We start from the raw sequence: 12,950 nt of genomic DNA on the forward strand, positions 1-12,950 counted from the left end.
GCCAAACCTGGGGTGGCCCAGCAAGTGGCAGCAAATGCCGGTCGCTGGTGGCGCAACAGCGGCAAGCTCCTTAACGCCACCCTCACCATTAGATGGGCTGACCAACTTGGAATGCCCAGGCTCGTCTAACCTCAATCTCTCGAACCGCCTGGTGCGGACCCGCATGCCGGGTGGTGTGGCAGGGGTGCGATCACATCGAGCGCCCCCTATGCCGATTTCAGTCAGCCCACGCCCCTTGTGTATGGCCGATGCACGTGCAAGTTTCCCCTGCAGAGATCGGGAGGGCACCATGCAGACAGTCACACTTCTTGCGTTCGCAGTCGTTTCCTTCGTGGGTATTGCCACGCCGGGGCCGACCGTACTCCTGGCAATGACCAACGGCTCCCGCTACGGTGTCAGGCGTGCCGCTGCCGGCATGGTTGGAGCGGTGCTCTCGGATTTTGTCCTGATCGGCGCCGTTGCGATCGGTCTCGGGGCACTGCTCGCGGCTTCCGAATTCTGGTTCTCGGCCCTGAAGTACGTTGGGGCAGCCTATCTGGCGTTTCTCGGGATCATGATGCTCTGGTCGAAAGGCACGATCGATGCGGCGTTGAGGCAGGGGGCGGCGGATGCGGGCGGGACGCCGGTTTCGATCGCGTTGAAGAGCTTCATGGTCGCAGTCACCAATCCGAAGGGCTACCTCTTCTTTTCGGCCTTCCTACCGCAGTTCATCGATCCGACCGGCCTGCAGGCAACGCAGTATGGCGTGCTGGCACTGGTGTTCGCCTCCCTCGATTTCATCATCATGCTGGCCTATGCCGTGTTCGGCGTGCAGGCCGTCCGATTCCTCACGACGAACGGCGCGTTGTGGCTTGAGCGCGCCTGCGGCTGCGCGCTGTTGGCGTTGGCCGGTTCGCTTGCGCTCTATCGTCGGGCGGCGGCCTGATTTAGGGCAGTGATACGTGTCCGACACGATAGATCTGGCCTGAACCTGCAATGAGCGGCGCCGATCGGCGCAAGCTGAAGCGCACCAGCGTCCAGTTGGTCGGCTCGAAGGCCGAAACCGAGGCCAGGACGTCGGCCTGTCGTGCTTCTCGTTGCGCCTGCCTGACCTCCACGTCTCTGATCTCGGCGAGCGCGGAATAGGGCTCGATGGCGACTATCTCTGTGGTAACGAATTTTGCCTCTGCAATCGCGGAGGCGGTTTCCGCGTGCCATGCGATCCAGGTCTTCACGCGAGGCCAGCCGAAGGACTGCATCAGTCCCTCGAAGCCGGTGCCGGTAAGAAAGTCGCTGGCGCGCTCAGGCTGCTGCCAGAGATAGAAGGGCGCATAGAGGTTTTCGCGGGATCCGAACTCGCCTCTGCGGGCACTGAGGTAGGCCTTGAAGCCGAGACCGGGAAATCCGTCCAGCATCGGTCCCTTGTCGCGGATGCGCCGGTCGATGATCGACATGTCGTAATCGGCCGGAAGGGTGAAGCTGTACTGCATCGCCATCATGAGAGGATCTCCACCGGCTCAAGCCAGTCGACGTTGCGGCCGGCTTCGGTTGCCTGAATACTGAGATAGCTGAACGGGCTGTCGTGTCCGGCGCCGTGCCAATGCTTCTCGCCGGCGGCGAACCAGACAGCATCTCCGACCAGCAATTCGTCGACTGCCCCACCTTCGCGTTGCGCCAGACCCTTGCCTGATAGAACATAGAGCAGCTGCCCGCGCGGATGCCTGTGCCAGCGTGTGATCGTGCCCGGATCGAGCGTCGCCCGCATCGCCGTGTTCTCGCCGTCGGCTGTTCCTTCCAGCAGCATCTCCACCCAGAAGGGTGCGGTGGCAATATCAACGGGCGAGCGGACGGCATTGCCCGGACGCTGGATCGTCATACGTTCAGGGTTGCCCATCATGCCGCACTCCCGAAGGCGCGGGCTTCCCAGCCGGGTTCGCTCATCTGCGCCTTTCCGTCGCCGAACGACCATTCATCCGGTGATGTGGTGGTGACGACGATCATGATGTCTTCCGGCCGGATTCCCGGCGATTGTCCGAGAAGCTCGGTGGCCCGCTTGAAAAAGGCCTGGCGGGTCTCGGTCGAGCGCGGCTTTCCGGCGGTGATGGCGAAAAGCACGAAGTCGTCGGAACGCGGTCCGGCAAGATAGTTGCGGTCGAAGATCAGTTCGCCCGGTTCATGCTGGTGGATGATCTGGAAACGATCGGCGGGCGGCACGTTGAACGTCTCGACCATGGCGCGATGAATGCTGTCCGCAACAGCGCGCAAATACTCCGGCGACTTGCCGCGCAGTAGAGAGATACGAACAAAAGGCATGGCGAGTTCCTTTGAGTGAATTCTTGACAGGAGAAGCATCGCACGCCACGATAATGCTGAAAATCAGAATTGTTTGAACATACGATTCACAAAAACGGGACGAAAGTGATGCGACGGACGATCTTCGATCTCGATGTTCTCAGAACCTTTGCGACCGGAATGGAGCTCGGCAACTTCGCGCGAGCGGCTGACCGGCTCGGCCGCTCGACCTCGGCGGTCAGCGCTCAGTTGAAGAAGCTCGAGGAGCAGGCGGGCACGCCGATCTTCCGCAAGGCGGGGCGCGGCCTTGCGCTCACCGATGCCGGCGAGACGATGCTGGCCTATGCGCGGCGGCTGCTGGAACTCAACGACGAAGCGGCTGCAGCGGTAAAGAGCATCGAGCTCGAAGGCTGGGTGAGGCTCGGATTGCAGGAGGATTTCGGCGAGGTCTTGTTGCCCGACGTGCTCGGCCGTTTTGCGCGCGCGCATCCGAAGGTCCGCATCGAGGCGCGCGTGGTGCGCAATGTCGAATTGATCGAGCGCGTCACATCAGGAAAGCTCGATCTGGCACTCGCGTGGAGCGATGGCACGCTGACGCCGCATTGCGAGCAGATCGCCGAAGTCCCGATGCGTTGGATCGGGCCGGCGGAAGCAGCTGTTGACTGGAGCCTCGGCGGCGGCGAGCCGATGCCGCTCGCCTCGCTGGAAGCCCCGTGCCTGTTGCGCTCCGCGGCGACCAAGGCGCTCGACGCGGCGGGCATTCCGTGGCGGCTTGCCTTCGTCAGTCCGAGCCTCGGCGGATTGTGGGCGGCGACGGCCGCTGGGCTCGGCATTACCATCCGCACACCGATCGGGCTGCCGCGAAAGGTCAAGCCGCTTGTTGCAGACGCAGCCGGCTTGCCGGAGCTTTCCTCGCTCGGTCTCGTCCTGCATCGCGCCGAGGCGGAGCCTGGGCCGGCGACGGCGCGGCTTGCGTCCATCATGTTGCAATCGGTGCGGGAGGCCGTCGCTGATGTCGTGCCGCAGGCGGTCCGCCCGGCGGCGAGAGCCTATGCCTGATATTCGCGCTGCGCGTTGCGGCGGATCGCTTGCGGTGGCTGGCCGAAAGCGCGCAGGAATGCGCGTCGCATCCTCTCACGATCCGCGAAGCCTGTCTCCGTGGCAACGACGTCGATCGGATGCCGGCCCTGTTCCATCATCAGCCGGGCCGCCTCGAGGCGCAGGTTCTCCACCGCTTTTGCGGGCGATTGCCCTGTCTCGGCGCGGAAGGTCCGACTGAACTGGCGGGGGCTGAGCGCCGCTGCTTCTGCCAGTTCTTCGACGGATAGCGTGTTCTTCAGGTTGCTGCGCGCATGGGCCAGCGCCTTCTGGATCCTGTCCGATTTGGGTTCCAGTTCCAACAGCGCGGAAAACTGCGACTGGCCACCGGCCCGGCGGTGGTAGACGACGAGCTTGCGGGCAACGGCGCGGGCGATGTCGGCGCCGTGATCCTTCTCAACCATGGCAAGTGCCAGATCGACCCCGGCTGTCATGCCCGCCGAGCTCCAGACAGAGCCGTCGATGATGAAGATGCGATCCTCCTCGAGCCTGACCTTGGGGTAGCGCGATTGCAGCTCTCGAGCGAGCAGCCAATGCGTCGTGGAGCGCCGGCCGTCCAGCACACCCGCGTCGGCAAGCAGAAATGCACCGGTGCAGATCGAGGCGACGCGGCGGGAGGCGGCAAGCGCGTTGCGGATGAATTCGCCTTCTCCTGGGGTCGGCAGCTTGATGCCGACGGCGCCCGACACCAGCAGCGTATCGAAAGCGGGATCGTCGAACCGCGTCGTCTCCATCGTGACACCGAAGGAGCCGCGCACCGGCCCACCGGTCTCGGAGAGATAGGCGATGTCGTAGACCTGTTCGCCGAGTTCGAGGTTGGTGAACTCGAAGGCGGAGATGGCGGCGAGGCTCATCATCTGAAAGCCGGGAAAGAGCAGGACGGCAATGCGCTGCATGGTTCGAAACTCCGTTTGTCCTAAAAGGTTGTTTATATGACATTCAAGACATTGGCAATCAGGCGTAAGACTCTCCTCAGGCCAACAGCAGGCGCTGTTGCCCAACACGGAGAACGACAATGACCGAGCAGCACAAAGGAACCGCACTCGTTACGGGCGCATCATCGGGGATCGGCGCCATCTACGCCCACCGGCTCGCAAAGCGGGGCTACGATCTCATTCTAGTCGCGCGCAATGCCGAGCGCCTTTCCGAGCTTGCGACCAAGTTGACCCGGGAGACGGGCAGGACGGTTGAAACGGTGCCTGCTGATCTCGGCAACAAGGCTGATCTGGCGCGTGTCGAGGCGGTGTTGAAGAACGACCGCAGCATCACCCTTCTGGTCAACAATGCCGGCGTCGGCGGCACCGCGCCGCTGCTGGCCTCCGATGTCGACAAGATGCAGGCGATGGTCGATCTCAACGTTACAGCGCTGATGCGGCTGACCTACGCAGCCGTGCCCGGTTTCACGGCCCGCGGCGGCGGCTCGATCATCAACATTGCGTCGATCGTGGCGATCGCGCCTGAAGTTCTGAATGGGGTCTATGGGGCAAGCAAAGCGTTCGTTCTTGCTTTCAGCCAATCGCTGAAGCACGAGCTGGCGGATAAGAATATCCGCGTTCAGGCGGTGCTGCCGGGGGCGACGGCGACCGAATTCTGGGGCATTGCCGGTACGCCGGTCGAACACCTGCCGACCGAGATCGTCATGCAGGCGGAAGACATGGTGGATGCGTCTCTTTCCGGCTTTGACCAAGGTGAATTCGCGACGATCCCGGCGCTCGAGGATGCCGGATTGCTGAAGGCCTACGAGGATGCACGCCAGGCGCTGATGCCGAACCTGTCACGGTCGGCACCCGCGACGCGCTACAAGGCTGCGTAGCGTAAGAGACGGGGTGGGCAGGCTTGTTCTGCCTCTACCCGTGCCGGGCCAGTGCGCCGGCGAAGATATCGGCGTCGACGTTGCCTCCCGAGGTGACGACGACGACGTTGTCTTCCTCCATCTCATCGCCGTGGAACAGCGCTGCGGCAAGGGCGACCGCGCCGCCCGGTTCGACGACAATCTTCAGCCGCACAAAGGCTATCACCATGGCGCGAAGCGCCTCCTCGTCTGTCACGACGATACCGGGGCCGGCAAGGCGCTGCAGGATCGGGAAGGTGATATTGCCGGGCTGTGGGGTAATGATCGCATCGCAGATGGAGCCGGTCATCGCCGCGTTGCGCTCGATCTTGCCTGAGGCCAGCGACCGTGTCGTATCGTCGAAGCCTTCAGGCTCGCAGGGACGCACGCGGAACGCAGGCGCGCTAGCCTCGAGCGCAAGCGCGATCCCCGACGTCAGGCCGCCGCCGCCGCAGGGCACCAGCACCTCGGCAGCCTTGATGCCTTCCTCTTCCGCCTGTTCGGCGATCTCGAGACCCGTCGTGCCCTGGCCGGCGATCACCTGGGGCTCGTCGAACGGCTTGATCAGGGTCAGCTTGCGTTCGCCCGAAAGCTTGGCGCCGATGGCGTCGCGATCCTGTGTGGCGCGGTCGTAGAGCACGACTTCGGCGCCGAGGGCGCGGGTGTTGGCAATCTTCAGTTTCGGGGCGTCCGACGGCATGATGATCACCGAAGGCACGCCATGAAGCTTGGCGGCGAGCGCCACACCCTGCGAGTGATTGCCTGACGAGAAAGCGATGACACCGTGCGCGCGTACGGCCGAATCGAGTGCGGAAACGGCGGACCAGCCTCCGCGGAATTTGAAGGAGCCGGTATGTTGGAGGCACTCGGCCTTCACGAACACCCGCCGTCCGGCAAGCTCGTCGATGAAGGGAGAGGAGAGAAGGGGTGTGCGGCGCGCATGTCCGCGCAGACGGGCGCGGGCGGCAACGATCATTTCAATGCTGGTCATGGAGACTCTTTCGAATGACGGTACGCCCCTGCATAAGGCTACACGTGATGCTTGTGAACGACGACTTTGTCACCGTGACACGAAAAGCGCCATACTACGCGCCAGCATCAATGGCGACTACCTCCGCGCTCGCATCCGACAATCAGTATCCGCCGGCGGAGCCCTCGGAGGCGCGGCTGTCCATCGCGCCGTTGTAGCGTGCGCCGCCACCCTTCTCGATATCGGCGAGGCTCTTTCCGCCGACAAGGATGCCGGCGGCCTGCCCCCATTGCGGCGGGCCGCTGCCGTCATCCAGTGTATGGCCCATGGCGATCAGCGCCCGGATCGTATCAGGCGAGAGCGTGTAGGGCTCGAGATAGATCTTGTCCGGCTGCCATTGGTGGTGAATGCGTGGGGCGTTGACCGCCTGGCTGATGTCCATGCCGAAATCGATGACGTTGAGGATCGCCTCGAGGGTGATGGTGATGATGCGCGATCCGCCGGGGCTGCCGATGACCATGAAGGGCTTGCCGTCCTTGGTCACGATCGTCGGGCTCATCGAGGAGAGCGGCGTCTTCTTCGGCGCAATCGCATTGGCCTCGCCCTGAACGAGACCGTAGAGGTTCGGAACGCCAGGCTTCGAGGTGAAGTCGTCCATCTCGTTGTTGAGCAGGATGCCGGTGCCGGGCGCGACAACGCCAGCGCCGAAGGAACCATTCAGCGTATAGGTGACCGCGACGGCATTTCCTTCATCGTCGATGATGGAATAATGCGTGGTCTCGACGCTTTCCTTGGCTCCGAGCGGCTTCAGGTCGGCCGACGTGCCGGATTTATAGGGATCGATCTTGGCGCGGATCGCCTTGGCGTAGCTCTTGTCGAGCATTGTCGACATCGGGTTCTCCACGAAGTCGGGATCGCCGAGGGCAGCGTTGCGGTCGACATAGGCATGGCGCATCGCCTCTACCATCAGGTGAACCGTCTCAGCAGAACCGTAGCCGAGGAAGGAGAGCGGGTAATCCTCGAGCACGTTGAGGATTTCGCAGATGATGACGCCACCGGAGGAGGGGGGAGGCGAGGAGATGATGTTATAACCGCGGTAGCTGCATTCGACGGGCTTCAGTTCACGCACCGCGTACTGCTCGAAATCCTCCTTGGCGAGAATGCCGCCCTTCGCCTGGCTCGCCTTGGTGATCGCGTCGGCCGGCATGCCCTTATAGAAAGCGTCGGGCCCTTTGTCGGCGATGCTGGAAAGAACGGCGGCGAGGTCGGGTTGCACCAGTTTTTCGCCTGCGGCGTATGGCTTTCCTTCTGCTTTCAGGAAGATCTTTGCAGCGGCTTCATCCTTCGCAAGCCTCTTGGCGCTGCCGGAAATGTTGGCCACGTCGCCTTGTTCCAGCGTGAAGCCTTCCTTGGCGTAGCGAATGGCCGGCGCCAGCAGATCCTGTCGCGACTTCGTGCCGTATTTTTCTCGCGCCGTCTCGAAGCCCATCACGGATCCGGGCACGCCGACGGCGAGATAGCCGTCGAGGCTGGCGCGGGGAACGATATCGCCCTTCGCATCGAGATACATCGTCTTGGTGGCTGCGAGCGGCGCGCGCTCGCGGAAATCGAGAAATGTCGTCTTCCCGTCCTTCAGCCGGATCGTCATGAAACCGCCGCCGCCGATGTTGCCGGCCGTCGGATAGACGACCGCGAGGGCGTAGCCAACCGCAACCGCGGCATCGACGGCATTGCCGCCGTTCTTCAGGACACCGACGCCGACATCGGTCGCCAGATGCTGTGCGGTCACCACCATGCCATGTTCGGCTTCAACGGGCGCGGGCGAGGCGGCGAACGCCGACGGTGCAAGTGAGAGCGACAGTGCGGCGGCAACCGCGAATATTCTGATGTTGGGCTGATCCATGACTTCCCTCAAAGCATGACGGTGCGATGGATATGGGACGCAACGAGCGCTCGGCAATGCACTGCGCTCAGCAGTGGTGTGTTCCGTTACTGAAAGGTTAGTTTTCGGTTGCGACGGGCCCGGACAGGCTGGCTGGATCGCCGAAGGGCGCGGCAATGTCTGGCGGCCGCGCGGGCTTTTGGTGCACCAAGCGGTGCTCGGCCTGGCGGGCGGCGGCCTGGAGGTCGCGAGCGGCGCCGCCGATCTTCTCCATGGCGGCAATGGCGACGTCGGTGACCATATAGTCCGGCTTGTGGCCGAGGCCCTGTATCTTCACTAGTTCGGAGCCGGCGATATCACGGGCCAGCCCCTGCGAATGAATGTGTTCCCAGACGATGGCATCGCTGTCACCGGTGATGATGACAGCAGGTGCGGTGATCCTGGAATATTGCGGAGAATGCGCCTTGAGGTAAGCCAGCAGGCGGGTGCAGTCGATGGCGTTGTTGTAGAAGGCGCGCGGACGCAGCGCCAAGGTGGGGCCTGTCTTCGCGATATAGTCTTCCGGGCGCGGATTGGGACGGAAGACGTTCATCGTCGCCTGCTCCAGCCGTCGCAAACCTAGCGGCACGACAATGGCGTGGGTAAAGAGCCAGCCGAGCATGGGCATTGCAGCCAGGCGATAATACCAATCGATGCCGCCCGGCCAGGGATGAGTCGCGGGGGCGAGAAAGAGCAGGCCTTCCGTCTTGTCGGGATGGCGCACGCCGAAGGCGGCCGCGATGGCGCCGCCGAAGGAGTGGCCAACGATGATAGCCCGTTTGATTCCCCGCTTCTCCATCAGCGTTGCGATCGCGTCCGCCTGTCCGGACGGCAGGGCATTCTCGGGGCGGCCGCGTTCCGAGTAGCCATGACCCGGCCGGTCGACGAACAGCATCTCGGCACGGCCCTCTAGCGATCCCAGGAAGGCGCCGACTTGATCGAGCAGATTGCCGCCTGCTCCGTGGATAAAGACCAGCGGCGGTAGATCGGCGGTTTCGGGACGTGGAACATGGACGGCATTCAGCTGGTAACCGCCGATATCGGTAAGTTCGCCAATATTGGGATAATTGGCCTCGAACTGCCGTTCCATGTAGATGGAGTAGCCAACAGCGGCGGCAACAGAGGCAATGAAAGCGGAAGCTTCGGCAAGCATGGCAATATCTGCTGAAATCACGTAACCAAGGCTAAGATTGGGCTGCGCGCGCCGCCGTCAAGATCAGGTGCGGCTGCCGGCCAGCTTTTCGGAGAGTGTATTCATCTGCTCCTGGGCGCTTCGATTGGCAGGATAGATCGCCAGGAAACGTTCCCAGGCTTTCAGGGCCAGCGCGTCGTTGCCCGTTTCCATTAGAATGGCGGCCATGCCGGAGAGCGCGCCGAAGTGGCGGGGCTCGATGTCAAGCACGCGCTCGATGTCGGACATGGACTTGCGATAGTTGTCATTGGCGTAGTTGAGCGTCGCCCGGCGATTCCAGCTCTCTGCGTAATCCGGCTTGAGGGCGATCGCCTGATCGAGGAAGTCGAGGGCGGCGGCGGTGCGCTTCTCCTGGATCGCCTTGTCGGCCCACTGCATCAGGAGATTAACGGTCGCGCTGCCCGAGTCGTTCCACTCGGTACGGATTTCATCGGCGATACCGCTTGCTTTGTCAGGGTCGCGCTCGCGCTTCAGCTGTTCGAAGAGCTGATTCACATGCTGCTTGGGTGAGAGGTTTGCGTCCGGCTGCTCGACGATGACATCCTTGTCCGCAGCTGCGGCAGGGAAAACAGGAGCGAACAAGAAAAGGGACAGCGGCAACGCCGCGCAGGTCATAGCAAAAAAACGCATGGCGGACATAGTAGCCCGCCATCGCTGAAGATCAAAGCAATTTGATTTGATTGCAGAAGCAATCCCCGGACGGCGGGCGCAGAATGCCACGAAGCCGTACAGGCGCGCTATATCAGCCCTGACGAGCCTTGTAGCGCGGATTCAGCTTGTTGATGATGTAGATGCGGCCCTTGCGGCGAACCAGGCGGTTGTCACGATGACGAGCCTTGAGCGACTTGAGCGAATTCTTGATCTTCATTGTTTTGATCCGCGATGTTTGAGGGGGAATTCACATTCGCCCGTATCTATTACATTCAAAAGCGCGCTCAGGGCGCGCTCTTCAGGTTGGGCGTGCAGATAACCCGACGGTTCCGCTGTGTCAACCACATGACGGTGTTTTTCCCGGGGCCGAAGCGGCTTTTGTCAGGGAAAAACCGGCAATTTTGCGGTCAACGTGGTGACGTGGCCCATCTTGCGGCCGGGGCGGGATTCCGTCTTGCCGTAGAGGTGGACCAGCGTGTCGGGTCGCTGCAGCCAGTCGGGCAGGGCCAGAATATCGTCACCGATCAGGTTCTGCATGACGCAGTCCGAGTGGCGGTCGGCATTGCCGAGCGGCATGCCGGCGACGGCACGGATATGCTGCTCGAATTGCGAGACAACGCAAGCGGCTTCCGTCCAGTGACCGGAGTTGTGGACACGGGGCGCCATTTCATTGGCGATCAGGCTGCCGTCCGCGAGCACGAAGAATTCGATGCCGATGACACCGAGATAGCCGAGCGCCGCCAGGATCTTCTCGGCGGCTTCGCTGGCGGCGGCTGCCGTTTCCGCAGCGATGGACGCGGGTATGGTCGACGTGTGCAGGATGCCATTGCGGTGAATGTTTTCGGCTGGGTCGTAGCAGGCGACGGTGCCGTCGGCCGCGCGCGCCGCGATGATCGAGATCTCGCGCTCGAAGGCAACGAAGCTCTCGAGAATGAGCGGCACGTTGCCGAGTGCTGCAAAGGTGCCATCCGGCGCATCGGCTGCGGAGCGGAATACTCTCTGTCCCTTGCCGTCATAGCCGAGGCGGCGGGTCTTGAGAACGCCGCGTCCGCCGAAGTCCTTCAGGGCCGCTTCGAGATCGGCTTGGCTGTCGACCGCGTGGAAGCCCGCCGTCGGGATGCCGCATCCATTGATGAAGCGCTTTTCGACCAGCCGATCCTGTGCGGCCTCGAGAGCCTTCGGCGGTGGATAGACCGGGACCTTGCTTGCAAGGGTTTCGGCGGCGGTTACCGGGACATTCTCGAACTCATAGGTAACGACGTCGCAAGCCTTCGCAAGTTCGGCCAGCGCTGCAGGATCGTCGTAGGCGGCGACGATCTGTCCGTTGGCGACCTGCGCTGCTGGACAGTCGGCCTGCGGTTCCAGGACGACGGTGCGGAAGTTCAGTCGTGCAGCGGCCATGGCAAGCATGCGGCCGAGCTGGCCGCCGCCAATGATGCCGATCGTTCTTACTGTCATAGGTCGTCCATCGGATATTCGGCTACCGCGGCGCTCTGGCGCTCGCGCCATTCGTCGAGCCGGTCGGCAATCTCTTCGTCCGACAATGCCAGTACGGCTGCTGCCAGAAGAGCAGCGTTGATCGCACCCGCCTTGCCGATGGCAAGCGTGCCGACCGGGATGCCGCCCGGCATCTGGACGATGGAAAGAAGACTGTCCTGACCTGACAGTGCCTTGGATTGGACCGGGACGCCGAAAACTGGCAGCGGCGTCATGGCTGCGGCCATGCCGGGAAGGTGGGCCGCGCCGCCGGCGCCAGCAATGATCACCTTGAAGCCTTCATCGCGGGCGGACTTTGCGAAGTTCACCAGGCGATCCGGTGTGCGGTGGGCCGATATTATGCGCGCATCATAGGGAATTTCGAGCGCCTCCAGCGTGTCGGCGGCGTTCTTCATGGTCTCCCAATCGGACTGGCTTCCCATGATGATGGCAACGGATGGTCTGTCTGTCATCGTCACGGCGTTCCCTTCAGGCGATGATGTCAGGGATGATCTGGTCTTCCAGCTTGGACAGCTTGTCCTTGATGACCAGTTTCTTCTTCTTCATGCGCTGGATGCGCAATGCGTCGCATCCAGTGGCAATCATGGCGTTGATGGCGGCGTCGTAATCCTCGTGCTCCTGGCGCAGTCTTGCGACCATGAGCCTGATTTCCGCCTGTTCCTGATCGGCCATTTTGCATTCCCCATAACCGTCTTCGGACATCGTCCGTTCTGCCGATAATTTCCGCAAGCTCCTATCACCAATTGGAGGTAACGGCTAGCGGCTGTTCGTCATGATTTTGCCACGTGTTCTCCTTGCTTTCACCTTCGACAAGGCTTCAAAAATATGTCACAGTCGAAGGGTTGACGCCTTGGATCTCCGGCGGTGTTGGCCGGGGAGAGGTAAGAGGAAGGAAGGGTCAAATGACTGTTCAAGCTCATCTTGAGTCACTCCAGAAAAAGCATGTTGCTCTCGAGGAGGAGTTGCATTCGCTTATGACATCCCCCTCCCGAAACGATAATGAAGTAGCTGAGTGCAAACGCAGAAAATTGCGGATCAAGGACGAGATTGAGCGCCTTAAATCATCCTTCCATTGAGTAGGATGCAATAAATCAACGAACGCGGCCCTAGGCGAGGAGGGCAAAACTCCAATTTCACCAAAAGCTTAGACCAGTTCGTGCTCGACAGGCGGTTATGGCGCCGGCTCCGACGGAAAGTCGCGAGCCGGCGTCCTTCGTTTGAGCGGTCGGGCTAGGCCCAGAACTGATCGAGCCAGAGATTGAGCCTGTCGAAGCCGCGATTGTTGACCGCATAAATGCGTCGGGTGCCTTCTGCGGTCACCGAAACCAGATTGCAGTCCAGCAGCGCCTTGAGGTGCTGGGAGACGGCGGGGCGGCTGATCGGCAACCCCTCGGCAAGTTCGCTCACGGTCTTCGGCGCGCGTCGCAACTCCTCCAGCAGGAAGCGCCGGTGAGGGTCGGCTATCGCGGTGAAGGGATCCACGTTCGACATAGCGAAAACGCTACGTCAAACGGCGCAA

17 protein-coding genes are annotated in these 12,950 nt (G+C 62.1%); 4 read left to right on the plus strand and 13 right to left on the minus strand.

Going from position 1 to position 12,950, the window contains the following annotated elements; all coding sequences use genetic code 11:
• Positions 1-289 precede the first annotated feature (289 nt).
• A complete protein-coding gene (locus AC1DE4_RS17785) occupies positions 290-925 on the plus strand; it encodes a LysE family translocator (RefSeq protein WP_169682573.1) in 636 nt (211 codons plus the stop codon).
• 1 nt (position 926) lies between these two features.
• On the opposite strand, the gene AC1DE4_RS17790 is transcribed toward AC1DE4_RS17785, so the two are convergent.
• The 3 genes from AC1DE4_RS17790 to AC1DE4_RS17800 are packed head-to-tail and all read right to left on the minus strand — an operon-like array spanning position 927 to position 2,292.
• On the minus strand, positions 927-1,478 hold the full coding sequence (locus AC1DE4_RS17790) for a DUF4865 family protein (RefSeq protein WP_169682575.1): 552 nt from the start codon (positions 1,476-1,478) through the stop codon (positions 927-929).
• Complete coding sequence (locus tag AC1DE4_RS17795) at positions 1,475-1,876, minus strand: cupin domain-containing protein (protein WP_169682578.1); 402 nt, start codon at positions 1,874-1,876, stop codon at positions 1,475-1,477. Before AC1DE4_RS17795 ends, AC1DE4_RS17790 begins: the two co-directional genes overlap by 4 nt.
• Positions 1,873-2,292 (minus strand): tautomerase family protein, encoded by a 420-nt coding sequence (locus tag AC1DE4_RS17800; RefSeq protein WP_018858905.1) that lies wholly within the window; start codon positions 2,290-2,292, stop codon positions 1,873-1,875. Before AC1DE4_RS17800 ends, AC1DE4_RS17795 begins: the two co-directional genes overlap by 4 nt.
• 108 nt (positions 2,293-2,400) lie before the next feature.
• Here AC1DE4_RS17800 and AC1DE4_RS17805 point away from each other — a divergent pair, with 108 nt between their 5' ends.
• Positions 2,401-3,330, plus strand: coding sequence for a LysR substrate-binding domain-containing protein (locus AC1DE4_RS17805; protein WP_018858904.1), 930 nt, complete (start codon positions 2,401-2,403; stop codon positions 3,328-3,330).
• On the opposite strand, the gene AC1DE4_RS17810 is transcribed toward AC1DE4_RS17805, so the two are convergent.
• Positions 3,321-4,265, minus strand: coding sequence for a GlxA family transcriptional regulator (locus AC1DE4_RS17810; protein ID WP_112646239.1), 945 nt, complete (start codon positions 4,263-4,265; stop codon positions 3,321-3,323). The two genes, AC1DE4_RS17805 and AC1DE4_RS17810, sit on opposite strands and share 10 nt — an antisense overlap.
• 119 nt (positions 4,266-4,384) lie before the next feature.
• Between AC1DE4_RS17810 and AC1DE4_RS17815 the strand changes: the two genes are divergently transcribed.
• Positions 4,385-5,182 carry an SDR family NAD(P)-dependent oxidoreductase gene (locus tag AC1DE4_RS17815; protein WP_192241705.1) on the plus strand — a complete coding sequence of 266 codons (798 nt, stop codon included), beginning with the start codon at positions 4,385-4,387 and terminating at the stop codon, positions 5,180-5,182.
• A 34-nt stretch (positions 5,183-5,216) separates the two neighbouring features.
• On the opposite strand, the gene AC1DE4_RS17820 is transcribed toward AC1DE4_RS17815, so the two are convergent.
• The 8 genes from AC1DE4_RS17820 to AC1DE4_RS17855 all read right to left on the minus strand — a co-directional run bounded on the left by AC1DE4_RS17820 (position 5,217) and on the right by AC1DE4_RS17855 (position 12,103).
• Entirely contained in the window at positions 5,217-6,191 is a 975-nt protein-coding gene (locus AC1DE4_RS17820) for a threonine ammonia-lyase (RefSeq protein ID WP_018858901.1), read from the minus strand.
• Between the two features lie 142 nt (positions 6,192-6,333).
• Positions 6,334-8,073 (minus strand): gamma-glutamyltransferase, encoded by a 1,740-nt coding sequence (ggt, locus tag AC1DE4_RS17825; protein ID WP_477882349.1) that lies wholly within the window; start codon positions 8,071-8,073, stop codon positions 6,334-6,336.
• A 97-nt stretch (positions 8,074-8,170) separates the two neighbouring features.
• The gene (locus AC1DE4_RS17830) at positions 8,171-9,244 is read right to left on the minus strand and encodes an alpha/beta fold hydrolase (RefSeq protein WP_192241703.1); all 1,074 of its coding nucleotides are present in this window, start codon (positions 9,242-9,244) and stop codon (positions 8,171-8,173) included.
• 63 nt (positions 9,245-9,307) lie between these two features.
• Complete coding sequence (locus AC1DE4_RS17835; protein ID WP_112646231.1) at positions 9,308-9,922, minus strand: tetratricopeptide repeat protein; 615 nt, start codon at positions 9,920-9,922, stop codon at positions 9,308-9,310.
• A gap of 103 nt (positions 9,923-10,025) precedes the next feature.
• Entirely contained in the window at positions 10,026-10,151 is a 126-nt protein-coding gene (ykgO, locus tag AC1DE4_RS17840; RefSeq protein ID WP_003582204.1) for a type B 50S ribosomal protein L36, read from the minus strand.
• Positions 10,152-10,315: 164 nt separating this feature from the next.
• Positions 10,316-11,392: a 5-(carboxyamino)imidazole ribonucleotide synthase gene (locus AC1DE4_RS17845; protein WP_192241702.1), complete on the minus strand. Its 1,077-nt coding sequence runs from the start codon at positions 11,390-11,392 to the stop codon at positions 10,316-10,318.
• The gene (gene purE / locus AC1DE4_RS17850; protein ID WP_018858896.1) at positions 11,389-11,883 is read right to left on the minus strand and encodes a 5-(carboxyamino)imidazole ribonucleotide mutase; all 495 of its coding nucleotides are present in this window, start codon (positions 11,881-11,883) and stop codon (positions 11,389-11,391) included. The genes AC1DE4_RS17845 and purE overlap by 4 nt, the downstream gene beginning before the upstream one ends.
• A 16-nt stretch (positions 11,884-11,899) precedes the next feature.
• Positions 11,900-12,103: a YdcH family protein gene (locus tag AC1DE4_RS17855; protein ID WP_025660870.1), complete on the minus strand. Its 204-nt coding sequence runs from the start codon at positions 12,101-12,103 to the stop codon at positions 11,900-11,902.
• A gap of 230 nt (positions 12,104-12,333) precedes the next feature.
• Between AC1DE4_RS17855 and AC1DE4_RS17860 the strand changes: the two genes are divergently transcribed.
• Positions 12,334-12,507, plus strand: a complete 174-nt coding sequence (locus tag AC1DE4_RS17860; protein ID WP_018858894.1) for a YdcH family protein — start codon at positions 12,334-12,336, stop codon at positions 12,505-12,507.
• A 154-nt stretch (positions 12,508-12,661) separates the two neighbouring features.
• Here AC1DE4_RS17860 and AC1DE4_RS17865 read toward each other — a convergent pair whose 3' ends face one another.
• A complete protein-coding gene (locus tag AC1DE4_RS17865; protein WP_018858893.1) occupies positions 12,662-12,922 on the minus strand; it encodes an ArsR/SmtB family transcription factor in 261 nt (86 codons plus the stop codon).
• Positions 12,923-12,950 lie beyond the last annotated feature (28 nt).

The organism is Rhizobium sp. 10N414, assembly GCF_056394785.1.